Raw genomic sequence first — 18915 nt, 5'->3', positions numbered from 1 at the left:
CATTAAGCCTCGCATTCAATCTTTTTTGACATTTTCTTAAGCATATAAGAATTGTAAATAGAATCAAAAATAACCATAAGAACTATTACAGAGCCTGTTAACATTAATTGGACTGCAGTTGGTAAATTATATTTATAAATACCATTAGTTAAGGCAGACATAAAAATAACACCAATCATTGTTCCAACTACATCTCCACGACCACCGTTAAATGCACAACCACCAACTACTACAGCAGCGATTATATCAAATTCTAATCCTATACCAGTATCAGGAGTAACACTTTTCATTTTTCCCATTAAAAATAGGGTAGCTACACCACATAAGAAACCAGTTAGTGTATATACTCCAAGTTTTATATTCTTAGAATTAATCCCTGATAGTTGTGAAGATTTTTGATTTGATCCAACAGAATAAGTATATAAACCAAATTTAGTACGTTTTAATAAAAATTGGCCTAAAATAACAAACAAAAAGAAAAATATAATTGAAATATAAATCCCGTTAATATTTCCACCAATTAATAAAATCGTTCTATCTTTTATAACCTTGTTTGTAATCATTCCTGTTGCAGATTTAATTGCAAAAACTAAAGCTAAGCCTCTAAAAACGAATTGAGTTGAAAGTGTTGCAATAAAATCCGGTAAGTTTAATCTAGAGACTAAAATACCATTAATAAAGCCACCAAAAGTTCCTAATAAAATAGCTAAAATGATAATAACATTTCCACTAACACCATGGTTATACATTAAATTAGCACAGATCATTGAAACACAACCAATAAGTGCTCCTGTAGATAAATCAATGCCTGCTGTTATAATTATAAAAGTAACACCAATTGCAACAATGCCCATAATTGAACTTTCTCTAAGTAAAGTTAAAATATTAGCTTTGGTAAAAAAAGTATCACTTGTAAACCCTAGAATCGCAAATAATAAAATTAACAACCCAATAGATACCAATCGTCTAATTTGTTCCTGACGCAAAATAAACCTCCAAATTTTTCCTTTCTTTTGCCACTACAATTAATAAGGTAACAAAATGTAATTATTAATTTTGTTACCTCATAATTTGTGAATTAATTTACCAACGAATATTTTCGCCAATAGTTCCTACTGTTTCTGAAGTTACAACAATTGGTGCCATTTTAATTTCAGGTGTTGAAGTTAATGAAGTACCATTAATTCCTGCTCCAATTGCATACATAGCTAATCTAGCTGCTGTAGCTCCTTGGTCATAACAGTTTGTATAAATTGTACCACTCATTTTTCCTTGTTCAATATATTCAAGAGCTTTTTTCTCACCATCAGCTCCCCAAATTTGCATACCATCTAAACGACCGGCTGCTGCAGCGGCTTGAGAAGCACCTTCTGCCATAGCGTCATTGTGAGCAAATACACCATCAATTTTTGGATATTTTGTTAAGAAATCATTCATAACAACATTTGCCTTTTCTGTTAACCATTCACCTGATTGAGCATCAAGTATTTCAATGTTTGCATGTTTAGCTAATTCATCTCTAAATCCCGCTTCAAGTCTTTCTCCACGAGTAGCTCCTGGTGTTGCTTGAATGATAACTACATTACCACTATCATTCATAGCTTTTGCCATGTTCTTTGCAACTAATGCGCCAGCTTCATAGTCTACCATAGCTATTAAACCAGTATGGGTTGTATCAGCATCTAAGTTTAGAGTAATAACAGGAATGTTTGCATTTTCTGCTTGCTCTACAAAAGTTGCTGCTGCAGCACTATCTGAACATTGTAATAGAATTGCATTATAGTGTTGGTTAATTAAATCTTTAATGATTCTTCCTTGTGTTTCTGCTGATGCTTTTCCATCAAAGCGTTGGAAAGTTACATTAGAGAAGGTAGCTAATTCTTTTTCAGCTCCATCTCCCCAAGCATTAGCAACGGTGTCACCAATTACATTTGGTACAAATGCAATCTTAATTGGATCTGAATATGGATCAACACTTGAACTTAATTGTGCACTTGCTACTGTGCCTACTGCCTCTGCGTTTGTTTCACTGTCGGTTTTTACTTGACCACATGAAACAAATAGCATTGATACTACTAATAAAGATAGCATCATACTTGTTAAAACCTTTTTTTTGCTAGTAATCATAAAACTTAACTCCTTTTTGATAACTATATTTTTATTTATATGATTTCTAATTAAAATCAATCATTACCTTTAACATTTCACCCTGTTTATTGCTAAAATCTGAAAAAGCTTTAGCTGTATCATCAAATTTATAAATATTAGTAATAATTTTATTTAATGGTAGTGTCCCTGTATTTACTAAATCTATTAATTCTAAGAAATCTTCTTTCAAAGCATTTCTAGAACCATAAACATTTAATTCTTTTTTCTGTATTTGAGTGAAGAAAAAGTCTAAATTTTCTTTTCCTACTCCTATTAAGACAATATTGCCACCAAAACAGACGGTATCAAAACAATCTTGGAAAGTTGATGGTCTTCCAACTGCTTCAATAACCACATCAAATCCATTGTTATTAGTTATTTTATTGACATTGTCTAGTAATTCTTTTTTTGATGAATTTAATATAACTCCATCAACTCCAAATTCTTTTGCCTTTTCCAATTTCTCAACAGCTATATCTGCAATGTATACATTAGCTCCTTTTGATTTAGCTGTTATAGCAGCAAGCACACCAATTGTTCCTGCGCCAATAACTAAAACATTATCATTTTTTTTAACGTTTGCACGTTTTACTCCATGATAGCTAATACAAAAAGGTTCAATAGCTGCTAATTGTTTTGGATCTAAACCTTTTCCATCATAAACTCTCTCTATTGGCATTGTGACATATTCACAAAAAGCACCGTCTCTTTGACAGCCAAATGTTTCGTTGTGTTCACAAGCATTTACTATTCCTTTTTTGCAAGAATAGCACGTTCCGTCATTAAAATAAGGGTTACATGTAACAATCATACCTTTTTTTAGATTAAAATCATTGTCATCAATTTCAATTATCTCTGCTGAAAATTCATGGCCTGGAATTCTTGGATATTCAAAATATGCAAAAGACCCTCTATAGGAGCCTAAGTCGCTACCACAGATACCACAATATAATACTTTTAGTAGCACCTCTCCCTTTTTTCTGATTGGCATATCAATATCTTTTATTTCTATTTCACCAGGGTTGTTAATATATACTGCTTTCATTGTTTTTATATATTCCTTTATTGTTGTATACAACGTTGTATTTTTCATATGTTATCACAGAATTTCCATTTGTCAACATAAAAAAAATAAAAATTTCTATTAAAAAAATGGTAGTTTAATAAATAATTATTATGATTTTAATTAAATAAATTTTTATTATATAATTTAATTTGTGTTGTATAAATGAAAAGATATTGCTTTTAAAGCCTTTAAATACATATTAATTGGTTGAAATTTGCTTAGTAGTTTATATTTTATTGTTAATAAATTAATTAAAGATCTTTTATAAAAAATATTTGTAATGAGTTTTTTATTATATTTATAAAAATATTTTTTATATAAATATAATTGTTTTTTTAGTATTCTGATATAAAAAAAATGCTTAAAAAGTGTGTTTTATGATTTTGTTGTATACAATAGATTATTTTTTTTTGAATTTTTATATTTACTTAATGATTTTATTATTTTAATATACAAAAAAAGGGGATTAATCTATGAAAGAAGAATCATTAAAAGTTAAAGCATACAACATAATTAAGAATAATATAGTGGAATGTGTTTATACTCCCGGTTCAATGATTAATGAAGAACAATTGAAAAATGAATTTAATATAAGTAGAACCCCTATAAGAGATGCTCTTGGAAGATTAGAACAGGAGGGTCTTGTAACTATTAAGCCTAAAAAAGGTATTATGATTAATCCAATTACAATTGAAGAAATTAATAAAATTTTTGAAGTTAGATTATTAGTTGAACCTTATGCAATTCAAAGATATGGTTTCAAGATTGATACTGAAGATTTATTAGATTATTTAAATTATTATCATGGAGAAAAGAAGCAATTCTTAACGAAAGAAAAAGTAATTGAACTTGATGATAAATTTCATGATTCTATTATTAATTGTATTCCAAATGATTATTTAACAAATTTTTATAATATTATTAAAGCACAAAATAAACGATTAAGAATTTTGTCTGGTAGTGAATATACTAATCGTATTGAACTAGGACAGATTGAGCATGTTAGAATTATTGAGTGTTTATTAAAAGAAGATTGGGATCAAGCTCGTGAAGAATTAGTTGTTCATTTAAAAGAATCTAAGAGTAGTGCTTTTAAATTATTAACTAAGATTCCACCACAAGTTGCTGCTTATACTAACACTAATAAATTTAATTAATACCCCATTCTTTATAGAATTCATTAAGAAAGTCTTTCATGAAATTGGTTCTTTCTTTAGCTAATTGTTTTCCATAGTTTGTATTCATTAAATCTTCTAGTTTTAATAATTTGTCATAAAAGTGTTTAATGGCGGAGTCTTTATTATCTATTGGATCATATATAACTCTATTATTAGCGCCACTATATGCAAAGGTCCTAGCAATTCCAATAGCCCCAAGTGCTTCTAATCTATCAGCATCTTGAACTATTTTTCCTTCAATTGATAAACAGTCTGGTGATTTACCTTTAGAAAATGATAAGTTACTAATATCTGAAATAATTGCTTCAATTTCTTCATTTGCTATATTATTATCTTTTAAAAAAGATCTAGCATTATCTAAATTCTTGCTAGTTTCAGGGGAAATTTTATAATCATCAACATCATGAAGTAGGGCTATCAATTCAACTTTTGTTAAATCAATAGCTTTATTATTTTCTTCTTCTATTTCTTCAATTTTTATTGCTGTATTATATACTCTTAATGAGTGATAATAATCATGTCCACTATAATCTTCTTTGAAGAAGTATTCTATATATTTTATTGCATTTTCTATTATTGTTTTCATACTCATGTTTTCCAATTAATTTATATTAGTATATTGGTAATATATAATTTATAGTAGTATTAAAAAGAAAAGTTTTTTAATATAACATAAATAACTTGAAATATAACATTAATAATGTTATATTAAAAATATATAATGTTATATTAGGAGTTTTTTTATTATGTTATCAGCTTTAAAGAATAATATAAAAGATAATATTGATGATAAATTTGAATTATTTTCTTTTAATGAGATAAATAAAATTCCCATGTTTTTAAAAGAAAAATACAATTTTTATGAAATAAGAATTCTTGATATTTCATGTATTTTGCTTGAAGTAAAAAATGATTTACCAAGTATTGATATGATTGAGAAGAACTTAAAAATTTTAAATAATCTAAAAAAAGGAAATTTTATATTTTACTTTAATAAAATATCTTCATACAGAAAAAAAACCTTAATTGAAAGGCGAATTTCATTCATTAGTGAAGATGGTCAAATGTTTTTGCCATTTCTTGGATTGTTATTAAAAAATACTCCTAATTTAGTTAAAAAAGAAATTCAAAAATTCTCTCCATCAGCTCAGTTAGCTTTTTTGTTTTTTATCTATAATAAAAATATTACTATTAATAATGAATCCTTTGCGAAGAAAATGAATTTCACATTAATAACAGCATCAAGAGCTTTAAATGAATTATATGATGCTAAATTAATAGATTATGACAGTGGTGGCAAAACTGGACGTAGTAAAGAATATAAGAGAATAGTTGATAATTATTATTTTGAAAAAGGTAAAAACTATCTTATAAATCCTATAAAAAAAATTGTTTATGTACAAAAGGCCCCAGATAATTCATTTATTGCTGGGTTAGAGTCTTTGTCAGAACTCTCAATGTTAAATTATTTTGAGAATAAAGTTAGGGCAATTTATTATAAAAATTATAATAAATTAAATATAAAGGTAGTAAATAATAACGATATTATAAAGGACAAAAATCTAGTTAAACTTGAGATTTGGAAATATGACCCTTCCTTATTTGTTAAAAATAATCATGTTGATTTAATTTCTCTATATGCTTCATTATTGGATAACAAAGATGAAAGAGTTGAAAGTGAACTAGAAAAAATCCTAAAAGATGAAAAATGGTAAAGGGATTAGATAAGTTTAAAGATTATTTTGAAGATTATACTAATCAATATATTCTTATTGGTGGTACTGCTTGCGATATTATTATGGAAGAATATGGTATTCCATTTAGAGCAACAAAAGATTTAGATATTGTTCTTTTTCTTGAGGTGTTAGATATATCTTTTGGAAAAATGTTTTGGCAATTTATAGAAGCCGGTGGATATGCAACTCGCTTAAAAAGTTCAGGTGAAAAACAGTTTTATAGATTTACAGATCCTATAAATTCTGAATTTCCAAAAATGATTGAACTTTTTAGCAGATCACCGCTGTCTTTTGAATTAGAGTATGATAATGGATTAGCACCAATCCATATTAGTGATGATATAAGAAGTCTTTCAGCTATATTATTAAATGATGATTATTACGATTTATTAAAAAAAGGACAAAAAGAGATATCTGGATGTTCAATCCTTTCTACTGAAATATTAATACTTTTTAAAATTAAAGCTTGGTTAGATTTGAAATTAAAAAAGGAAAAAGGGGAGCCGGTTGATTCTCATGATATAAAAAAGCATAAAAATGATGTTTTTAGGCTTTTAAATGTTATAGATCCCACATTAAAAATATCTCTTAATGATAAAATAAAAAATGATGTAAATCAATTTCTTGATTTAGTTGTTAATGATAGACCTGATTTGAAAAATTTAAAATTAGAACATTCTAGATTTGATGAATATCTAGAGCTTATTAGAAATATATATTTTTAATAAAATATTATTTGTATAAAATAATAAGATTTTATAAATATAAGCTATATATAAAAGAAGGAATCAAATCTTTGATTCCTTCAGTTTTGTAATTGTTTTATTATAACAAGTATAAAAATACTTTAATAAAAGCCTTTTTTTGTTAGTAAGTATTATTTTATAATTTAAATGATTTATCTTTGAATCCTAGCATTTGCACCTTTTGCTAAAGCTTCTACTTGGGTTAATGTTGCCATAGTAGTGTCTCCTGGGAAGGTTGTAAGTAGACCTCCATGTGCCCAGCCTAATCTAAGAGCTTCTTCAGGATTTCTTCCATCAAGTAATCCATAGATTAATCCTGCCGCAAAACCGTCACCACCTCCGACTCTATCATATACATCTAGGGTTGTAGTTGGAGCTTGATAACCTTTACCATCATACCAAAGTACTGCACTCCAATTATGTTTATTAGTAGATATTACTTCTCTCATAGTTGTTGCAACAGCTTTTATATTGGGGAATCTTGTAACTACTTGATCCATCATAGAATAGAAAGAATCTGGATTAAGTTTTTCTTTATTTTCAACATTAGGTCCTTTTAGTCCAAGTCCAAGTTGTAAATCTTCTTCATTTCCAAAAAGTACATCAACATTTTCTACTATTTTTGATAAAGTTTTTTGAGCAAATTCTTTAGTGTCTATATTTTCATGTTTAAGTGATTGCCATAATTTTGCTCTATAATTTAGATCAAATGAAACGATTGCTCCATGTTCATGAGCTATTTTCATTGCTTTTATTATAGTTTCAGGAATATCATCTCCTAAGGCACTAAAAATACCCCCACTATGAAACCATCTAATATTATTTTTAAATATTTCATTCCAATCAAAGCTATCTTGATTTAAATAAGATGCAGCCTCATTACTTCTGTTATAGAAAACTACAGGCGCTCTAAGACCTTGTCCTCTGTCACTATAAACTAAAGCCATGTTAGGCCCTCTAACTCCATCAAATTCAAAATTTTTATAGAATGGAATAACTCCCATTTTTTTTACTTCATTATCTATTTTTCTTCCAATAGGATAATTTACCATAGCAGAGGCAATAGCTGTTTTCATATTGAATGCTTTTGAAAGATTTGCTGCGACATTAAATTCTCCACCCGAAACATGAAGATCAACTTTTTCAGCAAAATCTAATGGGAAAACCCCGCTATCTAATCTTACAACTAAAGCTCCAAGTGCCATAAAATCTATTGAGTTGTCACTTTTTTCTTTTATTTTAAGCATTGATATAATTCTCCTTTTGTATCGTTTTCTTAAATATTATAACTGCTAGAGGATGTTGAACCTCCAGTTCCCGTCCAGTTGGTATGATAATAATTACCTCTATCTTTATCACATCTTTCATATGTGTGAGCACCAAAATAATCTCTTTGAGCTTGAAGTAGGTTAGTTGGTAGATTGTTACATCTATATCCATCAAACCAAGATAGAGCTGCAGATAGGGCTGGAAGAGGGATTCCAAGTTCGACAGTCAAAGATATGGTTTTTCTTAATGCACTTTGATTTTCTATTAGTATTTTTGAGAAATAAGGATCAAGTATTAGATTCATTAAATCTTGATTTTTAGTATAAGCATCTTTAATCTTATCTAAGAATTGAGATCTAATTATACAACCGCCTCTCCATAGAAGTGCTATTTCACCTAAATTCAAATTCCAAGAGTTTTCTTTGCCTGCTTTTTTGATTAAATCAAACCCTTGAGCATAAGAAATAATTTTTGCTGCATATAGTGCTTTTTTTAGATTTTCTATGATTGTAGCTTTACTATAATTTATATCATCATTTGAAAGGTTAATATTAAAAATATTCTCTGCTACTTTTCTTTCATCTTTTTGAGAACTTAAACATCTTGAGAAAACAGATTCAGAGATAAGAGTTAAAGGACTTCCAAGCATTAAAGCATTAATACCTGTCCATTTGCCTGTACCTTTTTGTCCAGCAGTATCTAAAATGTTATCTACTAAATAAGAGCCATCTTCATCTTTAAAGCAAAGGATATCGCTAGTAATTTCAATTAAATATGATTGTAATTCACTTTGATTCCATTCTTTAAACACTTCAGCAATTTCATTTGAAGGCATTTTGAGGGCTTTACGCATAATATCATAAATTTCACAGATTAATTGCATATCTCCATATTCAATTCCATTGTGAACCATTTTAACAAAGTGCCCAGCACCACCTTTACCAATCCAATTACAACAAGGTTTGTTATCATTTCCAGCTTTTGCTGCAATTGATTGGAATATTGGTTTTACACTCTTCCAAGCTTCTTCGCTTCCTCCAGGCATTAAAGAAGGACCCATAAGCGCACCTTCCTCCCCTCCAGAAACTCCTGTACCAATAAAGTACAAACCTTTACTTTCAATTAATTGAGCTCTTCTTTCAGTATCTTTGTAATTGGAGTTTCCTCCATCAATTATTATATCTTGTTTATCAAGCAATGGTATTAATTGATCAATTGTTGAATCAACAGGAGCCCCAGCTTTTACCATAATCATAATTTTTCTTGGTCTTTCGATTTTTGAAACTAATTCTTCAAGAGAGTAGGTAGGTATTATATTCTTGCCTTTTGCTCTAGTTGCCATGAAGTTATCAACTCTAGATGTTGTTCGATTAAAGACTGCAACAGAGTAGCCATTTCTTTCCATGTTAAGAACAAGGTTTTCACCCATTACAGCTAAACCAATCAAACCAATGCTTGCTTTCATATAAAACTCCTTCTTTTAAGATCTTCTTTTTGCAATCGCTTTTCGCATATTGGTAAGTGCTTGTAAACCATCTTTATTTGTTAAATTCATAATTTCTACGTATAAAATATTAATAAATGTTGCTGTTGCTATATTAGAGGAGAAAGCTTCAGCAACTACTTCACTATTTAATGGAGAAGCTTGCAAAACAATATCAGCCATTTTTGCTAAAGGAGATTCTGCATAACTTGTGATTACACATAGCTTACAACCTTTTTCTTTTAACTCTTCTGCAATAGAAATAGTGTCATAATTATTGCCCAAGTGGCTAAATAAAATAGCACAATCATTTTTACTTGATTGGGATGCAAGCATTAATTGCATATGAAAATCTTCTGCGAAGTAGCAAGGAAGTCCAGTTCTTATAAACTTATGAAAAGCTTCTCTTGCTGAAATATTTGAACCACCTAAGCCTAAAAGAAATACTTTGTTTGAAGAGACCATTTGTTTTGCTATTTTTTTAATAGCTTCATTATCTAAGGATTGAGCACTAGCTTCTAATACTTGAATTGTATGCTTGAAAATTAATGAAGCAATATCGTCTTTTTCATTTATGTCAATTTCAAAAACTTGGCTGTTGACTGCAATGCTTTCTTGGGCTAAGGCTATTCTAAATTTTTGATAGCCAGGATATCCAAGTTTTCTAACAAATCTTACTACAGTTGCTTCGCTAGTTTTTACTTTTTTAGCTAATTCATCAATGCTAGGATTAACAGATTCTTTTGGGTGTTTTACTATATAATCTGCTATTTGTTTCTCTTTCTTACTTAACTCATTGTATTTACTTTTTATTGTATATAAGACGCTTATTGGTTTCATTAATAATCCTTTATTTTCATTTTGTTTAGTATAATATGAAAAAAATATTCATGCAATAAAAAAAAATTTATTTTTATTTACAATTAAAAAAATGTGATACATAATAAGTTTTAGAAATACATAATTGTTTTTTATAAAAGGAGGAATTAATTATGCATAAAAAAATTATAGCTTTGCTTCTAGTTGTTAGCTTGGCTCTCCCATTGTTTGCACAAGGAGGAAATGAAGTAGCCTCAGAAACTCAAGAAATTCGTGTTTTATTAGCTAACCATCCTTATGGGGATTTATTAAAAAAGAAAATTCCTGAATTTGAAGCAGCTACAGGTATTAAGGTAAATGTAGAACAACTACAAGAATCACAGTTGACTCAACAACTAACTACTGAATTTGCAACTGGTTCTTCAACTGTTGATGTATTTATGACTAGACCTTTACAAGAAGGCTTACTATTTATGAAGAATAATTGGTATGCACCATTAAATGATTATAACTTCTCAGATTATCCACAAAGTACAATTGATATTGGTGCAAAAGCAGGTATAAATTATATCGTACCTTTAGTAACAGAATGGGAGGTTCTATACTATAGAAAAGATTTATTTAAAGCTGCTGGTATTGAAGTACCAAAAACTTTGGAAGAATTAGAAAGTGCTGCTAAAGTATTAAACAAAAATGGAGTAGCTGGAATTGCATCAAGAGGTAAGGGTGCTGCTGGTGTTACTCAAATGTCAAGTTATGTTTATAACTATGGTGGTAGATATCTAGAAAATGGTCATTCTGTATTTGATTCTCCAGAAGCTTTAGAAGCTATTAGATACTATGGTCGTATTAATGGAATGTATGGACCTCAAGGTATTACAAGTATGTCTTGGGAAAATATAATGCCTATTTTCCAAGCTGGAAAAGTTGCTATGTGGACAGATGCTTCAGTATTCTATGGTAACTTAATTGATCCAGAAAAGAGTGTTGTACCAAAAGAAGATGTTGGTGTTGCAGCATTCCCTGTTGGACCAAAAGCAAATAACCCATTTATTGTAGTTTCTTGGGGTATGGCAATTTCTCAAAATTCAAAAAATAAAACAGCTGCAGAAAAATTCTTAGATTGGGCAACTTCAGCTAATTTTGCTAAAGAAGGTATGTTAAGCAATATTACAATGGCTAGAGATTCTGCATGGACTGATAGTGAAGTTCTTGAAGTTATGAATCCTGGTTTAGTAGAATCACAAGCTGCTGCAGCTCAAAACGGTTATCCTTATGATAGACCTTATATGAGTAGTGTAGGTGCTGCAAGAGATTTAATTGGTGAATTAATTATTGAATCAATTAATACTAATGGAGCTTCAACTAAGTTAGATTCTTTAGCAGCAGAAAAAGTAAAAGCTGTTGATAAACTATTAATGGACGACGGAGAATATAAAGAATAAAAAACAAAATTTAAAACCAGCTTATTCTTTATAATTTGAATAGGCTGGTTTCATTTATATGGAGGTAATAAATGAAAACAGCTTTCTTTGAAAGAAATATTAAATATATTTTTCCATTACCAGCAGTAATTTTTGTAATTATTCTTATGGTTTTTCCAGTTTGTTATACTTTTTTTCTTAGTTTTACTGATTGGTCATTAACAAGTGGAAGGCCTTTAAGTTTTGTTGCATTTGCAAGTTATTTTGAAGTTTTAAAAGAACCTCGTTTTCTTTCAGCTTTAGGAAGAACTTTATATTTTACATTTGGAGCAATATTTTTTGAAGGATTATTAGGTGTAACAATTGCTCTTTTATTAAATAATGAGTTCTTTGGTAAAGGTGCAATTAAAACTGTACTTTTATTGCCTTTGGTAGCAACTCCTGTTGCTGTAGGTATTGTTTGGAATTTATTTTATGATCCAAATATTGGTATTTTAAACTGGGTATTAAGTGTGCTGCATTTACCGCCTAATGGATTTGTTTCAGATTCAAAAACAGTAATGCCCTCTTTAATTTTAGTTGATGTATGGCAATGGACCCCTATGATTACTTTAATGGTAATGGCTGGTTTAGCAGGGCTTTCAAAAGAACCTTTTGAATCTGCAATTGTTGATGGAGCTTCTTCAAGACAAATCTTATTTAAAATAACATTGCCAATGCTTATGCCAACTATTTTAACTGCAATAATTCTTAGATCAATTGATGCACTTAAAACTTACGATATTATTTATGCAATGACAGGTGGTGGACCTGGTTACTCTTCTGAAAATTTAAATATTCTTGCATTTAAATATAGTTTTGAATATTTCAGAATGGGTCAAAGTGCAGTTATGTTGGTTTTCTTATTTATTTTAGTTTCATCATTTAGTTTGTTTGTAATGAAAGTAAGAAAGAATTTTGAGATGTAGGAGGAATAACATGGTACAAAAATCTAGAGTTAGAAAAAAAGTTCTTAATATTGTAGTTTTATTAATTATAGTTGTTCCTATAATATTCCCTTTTATTTGGATGTGCATGAGTAGTGTAAAAACTCAAGTTGATATTATTGCTTGGCCACCAAGATTTATTTTTAAACCTACATCTGTAAATTTTCAGAGAGTATTTATTGAACAAAACTTTTTCCATTATTTGAAAAACTCAGTTATAGTTGCATTTGTTGCTGTATTTATGTCTTTATTGATTGGACTCCCTGCTGCATATTCGATTGCAAGATATAAGCAAAGAAAATTATCAGTATTTATCTTATTAGCAAGACTATTACCTGGTATTTCTTTCTTAATGCCTTGGTACATAGTATTTTCAAGATTGCATTTGATGGATTCATACACTGCCTTAATTCTCTCTCATATGCTTATTGCTCTCCCTCTTATAGTTTGGATAATGTCTCCATATTTTGATGCAGTTCCAATGGAATTAGAGGAAGCTGCTATGGTTGATGGTCTTCCTAGACAATATTCTTTTGTACAAATTGTACTTCCATTATCAACACCAGGGATTGTTACAGCGACCACTTTGAGTTTTATCTTTAGTTGGAACAACTTTATGTTCTCACAAGTCTTGAGCCAACAAAAAACAAGAACTCTTCCAATTGCTGTTTATAACTTTCTTTCCTATGTTGAAGTAGATTGGGGCGCAGTTATGGCTGCTGCAGTTGCAATTATGACTCCTGCAATAATTATAACAATGCTGTTCCAAAAGTATGTCGTACAAGGATTAACTGCTGGTGCTGTTAAAGGTTAAAAGATATTATTATAAGAAGGTTTGAACTATGAAAATTATTGCTATAAATACTTATTTTGTTAGACCTAGATGGGGTTTTGTTGAAATTGAAACAGATTCTGGAATCTCTGGTTGGGGGGAAGCTGTTTTAGAAGGTCATGCTAAAGCTGTACTTTCTTGTGTAAATGAAATGAGTGATTATTTAATAGATAAAGATCCATCAAGAATTGAAGATTTTTGGAATATTTTATATAGAGGCGGATTCTATAGAGGAGGTGGAGTTATAATGAGTGCCATCTCTGGTATAGATCAAGCTTTATGGGATATAAAGGGAAAAGTTTTTGATGTTCCAATTTATCAATTGATGGGTGGAAAATGTAGGGATAAAATTCAAGTTTATTCTTGGATAGGTGGTGATAGACCATCAGATACAGGTAATGCTGCTAAAGAAAAAAAAGATTTAGGCTTTAAAGCTGTAAAAATGAATGCAACTAGTGAGCTCTCTTTTATTGATAGTTATTCAAAGCTAGATGCTGTTTTAGAAAGGGTTGCTGCAATTAGATCCTCTTGTGGAAAAGATTTTGGTATTGCTGTAGATTTTCATGGTAGAGTTCATAAACCTATGGCTAAAATACTTGCTAAAAAATTAGAAGAATTTGATTTGATGTTTATTGAAGAACCAATTTTGTGTGAAAATATGGAATATTTTCCTGAAATAGCTTCTGCTTGTAATATACCAATTGCAACAGGGGAGAGATTGTTTAACAAATATGATTTTAAAAGATTATTAAATATTGGTGGAGTTGATATAATCCAACCAGACTTATCCCATGCAGGTGGAATTACAGAAGTTAAAAAAATTGCATCAATGGCTGAAGCTTATGATGTTGCTTTAGCTCCTCATTGTCCGTTAGGGCCTATTGCCTTAAGTGCCTGTTTGCAGGTTGATGCAACATCCTATAATGCAACAATTCAAGAACAAAGTATTGGTATTCATTATAATAAAGATAGATCAGTCCTTGATTATATTAAAAACCCTAAAGATTTAGAATTTAAGAATGGTTTTGTTGATATGCCAATAAAACCAGGTTTAGGTGTTGAAATTAATAAAGATTTAGTAATTGAAGAAAATAAAAATCCACATTCTTGGAAAAACCCTCTATGGAGACATGAGGATGGTTCTGTAGCTGAATGGTAGAAATGTAACACTGTATATTTTAAATCTAACATTAGCAATGTTAGATTTAAATTTATAATGTTATATTAGAAATTTAAATAATTTAATCTATGATTTACTACATAATTTTACTATTTAATACATAAAATTTAATAAAAAATATGTAGTATAAGGTATATTTTTAGTATTTATTCTAATATTTGTAAATTTATTTAATTATGTTTTTTAGCCATAATTAGGGAATCTCTTTCAATATATTTTGTAGATAATTTTACTTGTGTAGTTATGCTTTGCTTATTTATCAATTTTATCAAGTTTTCTATTGCTAGTTTTCCCATTTGTTTTCTATCAATATGCATAGTTGTTAAGGAAGGATGAATGTATTGGCTTAATTCAATATCATCAAACCCTACAACAGAGATTTGATCTGGGATCTCATAACCTAATTCTCTTAATGCTTTAATGGTTGCTAGAGCGATTCTGTCCCCTGCACATACAAAAGCTGTAGGAAATTCTTTGAACTTTTTTAATTTGTTTAATACTTCTTCATAATCTGCTAAAAGAGAATTAAGTGGAGAATTATCTGTTATTATAAAGTTTTGATTAAGTTCAAGATGATAATCATATAAAGCTTTTTGGAAGCCACACCATCTCTCATATAAACTTGAGGTCATTTTATAGGATCCAATGAATCCTATTTTTCTATGGCCTTTTTTTATGATTCTTTGAGTAATATAGTAAGAGCCTTCAGTATTAGCACTAGTTATACTTTCAATATTTAATCCATAATAAATGTTATCAACAGAAAGTAGGGGTATATTAAGAGTTTTTATATATTCAACATATTGATTAGATAATACACCAATAATTAATGCACCAGTAAATTCCATTTCACTATAGATATTTGGTAATGAATTTTTATCTTCCATATCTTTTGTAATGGTAGCCATCACAGCATTGTAATTATTTTTTGTAGCATAAAAATCAATTGACCAATAAATATCATTATAGAAATATACATCATTTTGGATATATTCAGGAATAAATACTATGATGTTACTATTTTCATTATTTGTTATATATCCAACTCTTTTTGCTTCTTCTATAACTTTTAATCTTGTTTCTTCACTAACTCCTTCTTTATTGTTTAGAGCAAGGGAAACAGCATTTTTTGATATATTTAATTCATTAGCAATGCTTTGCATTGAAGGTTTCTTTTGTTTCTTATCCATTATTTTATCCTTAATGTTATAAAAAATAGCATTCTATTAATTTAATTATAGTAGTCTTTTAAAACTTTGTAAAGTAAATTTGTCAAGTAAAATATTATATATATTTAATATTTTTGTAGTAATGTAAAGTGATTTATTCAAAAAACTTTATATTTTTATTATATTAACTTGACAATATTTTTTTATGATTTTACTCTTTCTTTTATTAAAAGATATTAAAACAAAAGGATATAAAATGAAATTAGAAAAATATAAAAATAATCCAATTCTCTCTCCAAATCCAAATAATGATTGGGAGAGTTTAGTAACAACTAATCCAGCTTCCTATTATGATGAGGAGAGGGATGAAATAATATTAATATATAGAGCTGCAGGTTTTGATAAGGAGCATAGAGTAAATTTAGGTATCGCTAAAAGTAAAAATGGTTATGATTTTGAGAGGGTTAGTGATAAACTCTTATTTGAAATAGTTGATGGTACTTGGGATAGTGGTTCAATAGAAGATCCAAGAATAGTAAAAATTGATGATTATTATTTTATTACCTATGCTGCAGTTAATTCTCCACCAGGAAAATATTGGTTAAATGAGGGTAATAATAGAGATACTATTAAAGATTTACCACCTTCAGCTCCAATTGCATTAAGAAATAATGAGACTAGAACAGGCCTTGCAATAACAAAAGATTTTAAAACTATTTATAGACCTGGATATTTAACAGATCCAACTTTGGATGATAGAGATGTAATTCTCTTTCCAAGAAAAATAAACAATCAGTTTGTTTTACTTCATAGACCGTTAAAATGGGTAGGAGAAAAATATGGAACTGAGAATCCGGCTATTTGGATTTCAAAGTGTGATGATTTATTAGAGAATAAAAAGCTCTCATTATTAGCTAAAGCTGAGTTTGATTGGGAGTATAAAATAGGGGGAAGTGCTCCACCCATTGAAACTGAATTTGGTTGGTTTATGCTTTATCATGCAGTTGGAGTAGATAAACAATATAGAATTGGGGCAATGTTATTAGATTTAGATAAACCCGAAATAGTAACCCATAGATTAAAGAATCCTATTATGGTTCCAGAATATGATTATGAGATAAAAGGCCTTTATAATGGTATATGTTTCCCTTGTGGTAACTTTGTAAAAGGTGATAAATTGTTTGTTTATTATGGCGGAGCCGATCAATATGTAGGAGTTGCAACCTGTAACTTTTCTAATTTATTAAATGAGTTATTAGAAAATCCAATAAAGTAATATTAATTAAAATAAGCCTACAAATTATAATCTATTGATAATTTGTAGACTTTATTAATTATATTTATTCATCTAACAGTGATAAACATTTTTGTGGTTCATTAGCAAATAATGCAGTAATTTTTACTTTATCAAGTAGATTCTCGTCTTCTAACATTTTAGTTAAAACATCAAAAAGTACACCTTTTCCGCTATCCATTTTGCAAGAATTTAAAGTTTCATCTAAATCATCTCTTTCTTCAAAGGATCCATACCAATTGCCATAGCAAGTATAATCAACACCACAGCTAGGACTTCCATCTATTCCAATAATTCCTAATACTTTAAACATTTCAGGATTGTTTAAATATTCAATTAATTGATTAATTATAGGTTTTAAGATTTTTTTACAATAATTTCTAAAGAAAATATTATCAAATTGGTTACTAACATGTCCCCAACGTTTTGCTCCATACATAGTAAACTCAGGACAAGGTAATTGGATTATTTGAATATCATTTTTAATTGCTTTATCTAAAAATAGTTTTCTTAAAGATTCTTCTTTATCCATATCTTCTTTATTATACATAACTACTTTTGATGCGATGTTTAATATGCAGTGAGATACAAAAATTATTTTTTTCATATTAATTTCTTGCCTCCTCTTTTAATAAAATAATAGTACTACAAGTTGTTCAATTTAAAAAGTAAAAAAGAACAAATTTATTGAAAATATTAAAGTTGTACTTTTTTTTATAAAATTTGTTTGACAAGTTGAACATGTGATTATACTCTAGTTTATATGAACTTAATACTAAGGGGTACATGATGAATAACGAAGACAAGGCAAAATACAATATTAACAAATTGGGAAAAGCTCAACCTAAATATGTTGATGCTTATAATAAACTTTTTGCAAAAATTGAAAAGATGAATGAAGGTGATAAATTACCACCAGAGAATGACTTAGCTAAAGAAATTGAAGTCTCAAGAAATACACTTAGACAAGCTTTACAAGTATTACATGAAGATAAAATTATTTACAAGAAAAAAGGTGCTGGTACATTTGTAGCAAATGCTCCATATCTTGGATTATTAGAATTAGGTAGTTATGATACTTTAATTAATACCTATAAAAAAATGAATATTCCAATTATTGTTGAAGATTTAAAACTTACAATTGAAGATATTAGTACTATTGTTGCTAAAGAATTAAACAGTGAAAGTTCAACAATGTATTATATCTCAAGAGTAATTAAAGATAGAAATAAACCAGATAGAATATTGGCTTATGTTGAAGATTTTATTCCAACATCTATTTCGAAGCATATAGATTTTTATAAGTATTCAACAACAGAATTTGTTGATGCTTATGAAAAATTAGGATTTTCTTCTTTCTGTAATATAACAACTGAGAAAGCAACAAGATTCTATCAAGATAAATTAAATGTTGAAAAAGATACACCAATATTAGTACTACAACAAATAATCTTAAATAATACAAATAATAAAATATATATAAACAAGACTTTTTTTAATACTGAATTTACGGATAATGCCCTATTCATTAATAGAGGGAGAAAAAATGTAAATTAAGTATGTTGATAATATAGGAGGTTATAAA

Annotated in this window: 18 protein-coding genes; 9 read left to right on the top strand and 9 right to left on the bottom strand. The window is 28.7% G+C overall.

Annotated elements, in window-relative coordinates; all coding sequences use genetic code 11:
- Positions 1-2: 2 nt before the first annotated feature.
- The 3 genes from ACZ5RS_RS12315 to ACZ5RS_RS12305 all read right to left on the bottom strand — a co-directional run bounded on the left by ACZ5RS_RS12315 (position 3) and on the right by ACZ5RS_RS12305 (position 3241).
- Positions 3-986, bottom strand: coding sequence for an ABC transporter permease (locus ACZ5RS_RS12315; RefSeq protein ID WP_464635878.1), 984 nt, complete (start codon positions 984-986; stop codon positions 3-5).
- A gap of 97 nt (positions 987-1083) precedes the next feature.
- Complete coding sequence (locus tag ACZ5RS_RS12310) at positions 1084-2127, bottom strand: sugar ABC transporter substrate-binding protein (protein WP_464635876.1); 1044 nt, start codon at positions 2125-2127, stop codon at positions 1084-1086.
- Between the two features lie 46 nt (positions 2128-2173).
- On the bottom strand, positions 2174-3241 hold the full coding sequence (locus ACZ5RS_RS12305) for a zinc-binding alcohol dehydrogenase family protein (RefSeq protein WP_464635874.1): 1068 nt from the start codon (positions 3239-3241) through the stop codon (positions 2174-2176).
- Between the two features lie 446 nt (positions 3242-3687).
- On the opposite strand from ACZ5RS_RS12305, the gene ACZ5RS_RS12300 reads away from it, so the two are divergent.
- The gene (locus ACZ5RS_RS12300) at positions 3688-4371 is read left to right on the top strand and encodes a GntR family transcriptional regulator (protein WP_464635872.1); all 684 of its coding nucleotides are present in this window, start codon (positions 3688-3690) and stop codon (positions 4369-4371) included.
- Here the strand turns inward: ACZ5RS_RS12300 and ACZ5RS_RS12295 are convergent.
- Positions 4364-4978, bottom strand: a complete 615-nt coding sequence (locus ACZ5RS_RS12295) for an HD domain-containing protein (protein WP_464635870.1) — start codon at positions 4976-4978, stop codon at positions 4364-4366. The genes ACZ5RS_RS12300 and ACZ5RS_RS12295 overlap by 8 nt on opposite strands.
- Positions 4979-5138: 160 nt before the next feature.
- Between ACZ5RS_RS12295 and ACZ5RS_RS12290 the strand changes: the two genes are divergently transcribed.
- Positions 5139-6107: a hypothetical protein gene (locus ACZ5RS_RS12290; protein ID WP_464635868.1), complete on the top strand. Its 969-nt coding sequence runs from the start codon at positions 5139-5141 to the stop codon at positions 6105-6107.
- Complete coding sequence (locus tag ACZ5RS_RS12285; protein ID WP_464635866.1) at positions 6101-6853, top strand: hypothetical protein; 753 nt, start codon at positions 6101-6103, stop codon at positions 6851-6853. The genes ACZ5RS_RS12290 and ACZ5RS_RS12285 overlap by 7 nt, the downstream gene beginning before the upstream one ends.
- A gap of 173 nt (positions 6854-7026) precedes the next feature.
- On the opposite strand, the gene ACZ5RS_RS12280 is transcribed toward ACZ5RS_RS12285, so the two are convergent.
- From ACZ5RS_RS12280 to ACZ5RS_RS12270, 3 genes are read right to left on the bottom strand one after another with little or no spacing between them, the layout of a single operon-like run.
- Positions 7027-8121: a PfkB family carbohydrate kinase gene (locus ACZ5RS_RS12280; protein ID WP_464635864.1), complete on the bottom strand. Its 1095-nt coding sequence runs from the start codon at positions 8119-8121 to the stop codon at positions 7027-7029.
- Between the two features lie 29 nt (positions 8122-8150).
- On the bottom strand, positions 8151-9608 hold the full coding sequence (gene gnd / locus ACZ5RS_RS12275; protein WP_464635862.1) for a decarboxylating NADP(+)-dependent phosphogluconate dehydrogenase: 1458 nt from the start codon (positions 9606-9608) through the stop codon (positions 8151-8153).
- A 15-nt stretch (positions 9609-9623) separates the two neighbouring features.
- A complete protein-coding gene (locus ACZ5RS_RS12270; RefSeq protein WP_464635860.1) occupies positions 9624-10466 on the bottom strand; it encodes a MurR/RpiR family transcriptional regulator in 843 nt (280 codons plus the stop codon).
- Positions 10467-10618: 152 nt separating this feature from the next.
- Between ACZ5RS_RS12270 and ACZ5RS_RS12265 the strand changes: the two genes are divergently transcribed.
- From ACZ5RS_RS12265 to dgoD, 4 genes are all read left to right on the top strand, one after another.
- The gene (locus ACZ5RS_RS12265; protein ID WP_464635858.1) at positions 10619-11890 is read left to right on the top strand and encodes an ABC transporter substrate-binding protein; all 1272 of its coding nucleotides are present in this window, start codon (positions 10619-10621) and stop codon (positions 11888-11890) included.
- A gap of 71 nt (positions 11891-11961) precedes the next feature.
- Positions 11962-12837, top strand: a complete 876-nt coding sequence (locus ACZ5RS_RS12260) for a carbohydrate ABC transporter permease (protein ID WP_464635856.1) — start codon at positions 11962-11964, stop codon at positions 12835-12837.
- A gap of 10 nt (positions 12838-12847) precedes the next feature.
- The gene (locus ACZ5RS_RS12255; RefSeq protein ID WP_464635854.1) at positions 12848-13669 is read left to right on the top strand and encodes a carbohydrate ABC transporter permease; all 822 of its coding nucleotides are present in this window, start codon (positions 12848-12850) and stop codon (positions 13667-13669) included.
- 28 nt (positions 13670-13697) lie between these two features.
- A complete protein-coding gene (gene dgoD / locus ACZ5RS_RS12250; protein WP_464635852.1) occupies positions 13698-14846 on the top strand; it encodes a galactonate dehydratase in 1149 nt (382 codons plus the stop codon).
- A gap of 191 nt (positions 14847-15037) precedes the next feature.
- Here dgoD and ACZ5RS_RS12245 read toward each other — a convergent pair whose 3' ends face one another.
- Complete coding sequence (locus tag ACZ5RS_RS12245; RefSeq protein ID WP_464635850.1) at positions 15038-16057, bottom strand: LacI family DNA-binding transcriptional regulator; 1020 nt, start codon at positions 16055-16057, stop codon at positions 15038-15040.
- Between the two features lie 235 nt (positions 16058-16292).
- On the opposite strand from ACZ5RS_RS12245, the gene ACZ5RS_RS12240 reads away from it, so the two are divergent.
- Positions 16293-17312, top strand: coding sequence for a glycoside hydrolase family 130 protein (locus ACZ5RS_RS12240; RefSeq protein ID WP_464635848.1), 1020 nt, complete (start codon positions 16293-16295; stop codon positions 17310-17312).
- 64 nt (positions 17313-17376) lie between these two features.
- Here ACZ5RS_RS12240 and ACZ5RS_RS12235 read toward each other — a convergent pair whose 3' ends face one another.
- Positions 17377-17937 carry a CD3072 family TudS-related putative desulfidase gene (locus ACZ5RS_RS12235; RefSeq protein ID WP_464635846.1) on the bottom strand — a complete coding sequence of 187 codons (561 nt, stop codon included), beginning with the start codon at positions 17935-17937 and terminating at the stop codon, positions 17377-17379.
- Positions 17938-18119: 182 nt separating this feature from the next.
- Between ACZ5RS_RS12235 and ACZ5RS_RS12230 the strand changes: the two genes are divergently transcribed.
- On the top strand, positions 18120-18887 hold the full coding sequence (locus ACZ5RS_RS12230; RefSeq protein ID WP_464635844.1) for a GntR family transcriptional regulator: 768 nt from the start codon (positions 18120-18122) through the stop codon (positions 18885-18887).
- Positions 18888-18915 lie beyond the last annotated feature (28 nt).

Source organism: Pleomorphochaeta caudata, from assembly GCF_055395745.1.
The sequence above is the reverse complement of the archived record's forward strand: the minus strand, read 5'-3'. Positions and strand labels throughout refer to the sequence as shown.

Excerpts from the sequence above, each read along its gene's own strand:
- ACZ5RS_RS12280 (WP_464635864.1), bottom strand. The coding sequence starts at position 8,121 with ATGCTTAAAATAAAAGAAAAAAGTGACAACTCAATAGATTTTATGGCA.
- ACZ5RS_RS12295 (WP_464635870.1), bottom strand. The coding sequence starts at position 4,978 with ATGAAAACAATAATAGAAAATGCAATAAAATATATAGAATACTTCTTC.
- ACZ5RS_RS12290 (WP_464635868.1), top strand. The coding sequence starts at position 5,139 with ATGTTATCAGCTTTAAAGAATAATATAAAAGATAATATTGATGATAAA.
- ACZ5RS_RS12230 (WP_464635844.1), top strand. The coding sequence starts at position 18,120 with ATGAATAACGAAGACAAGGCAAAATACAATATTAACAAATTGGGAAAA.
- ACZ5RS_RS12300 (WP_464635872.1), top strand. The coding sequence starts at position 3,688 with ATGAAAGAAGAATCATTAAAAGTTAAAGCATACAACATAATTAAGAAT.
- ACZ5RS_RS12260 (WP_464635856.1), top strand. The coding sequence starts at position 11,962 with ATGAAAACAGCTTTCTTTGAAAGAAATATTAAATATATTTTTCCATTA.
- ACZ5RS_RS12235 (WP_464635846.1), bottom strand. The coding sequence starts at position 17,937 with ATGAAAAAAATAATTTTTGTATCTCACTGCATATTAAACATCGCATCA.
- ACZ5RS_RS12285 (WP_464635866.1), top strand. The coding sequence starts at position 6,101 with ATGGTAAAGGGATTAGATAAGTTTAAAGATTATTTTGAAGATTATACT.
- dgoD (WP_464635852.1), top strand. The coding sequence starts at position 13,698 with ATGAAAATTATTGCTATAAATACTTATTTTGTTAGACCTAGATGGGGT.
- ACZ5RS_RS12310 (WP_464635876.1), bottom strand. The coding sequence starts at position 2,127 with ATGATTACTAGCAAAAAAAAGGTTTTAACAAGTATGATGCTATCTTTA.
- ACZ5RS_RS12245 (WP_464635850.1), bottom strand. The coding sequence starts at position 16,057 with ATGGATAAGAAACAAAAGAAACCTTCAATGCAAAGCATTGCTAATGAA.
- gnd (WP_464635862.1), bottom strand. The coding sequence starts at position 9,608 with ATGAAAGCAAGCATTGGTTTGATTGGTTTAGCTGTAATGGGTGAAAAC.
- ACZ5RS_RS12265 (WP_464635858.1), top strand. The coding sequence starts at position 10,619 with ATGCATAAAAAAATTATAGCTTTGCTTCTAGTTGTTAGCTTGGCTCTC.
- ACZ5RS_RS12270 (WP_464635860.1), bottom strand. The coding sequence starts at position 10,466 with ATGAAACCAATAAGCGTCTTATATACAATAAAAAGTAAATACAATGAG.
- ACZ5RS_RS12305 (WP_464635874.1), bottom strand. The coding sequence starts at position 3,241 with ATGAAAAATACAACGTTGTATACAACAATAAAGGAATATATAAAAACA.
- ACZ5RS_RS12240 (WP_464635848.1), top strand. The coding sequence starts at position 16,293 with ATGAAATTAGAAAAATATAAAAATAATCCAATTCTCTCTCCAAATCCA.
- ACZ5RS_RS12255 (WP_464635854.1), top strand. The coding sequence starts at position 12,848 with ATGGTACAAAAATCTAGAGTTAGAAAAAAAGTTCTTAATATTGTAGTT.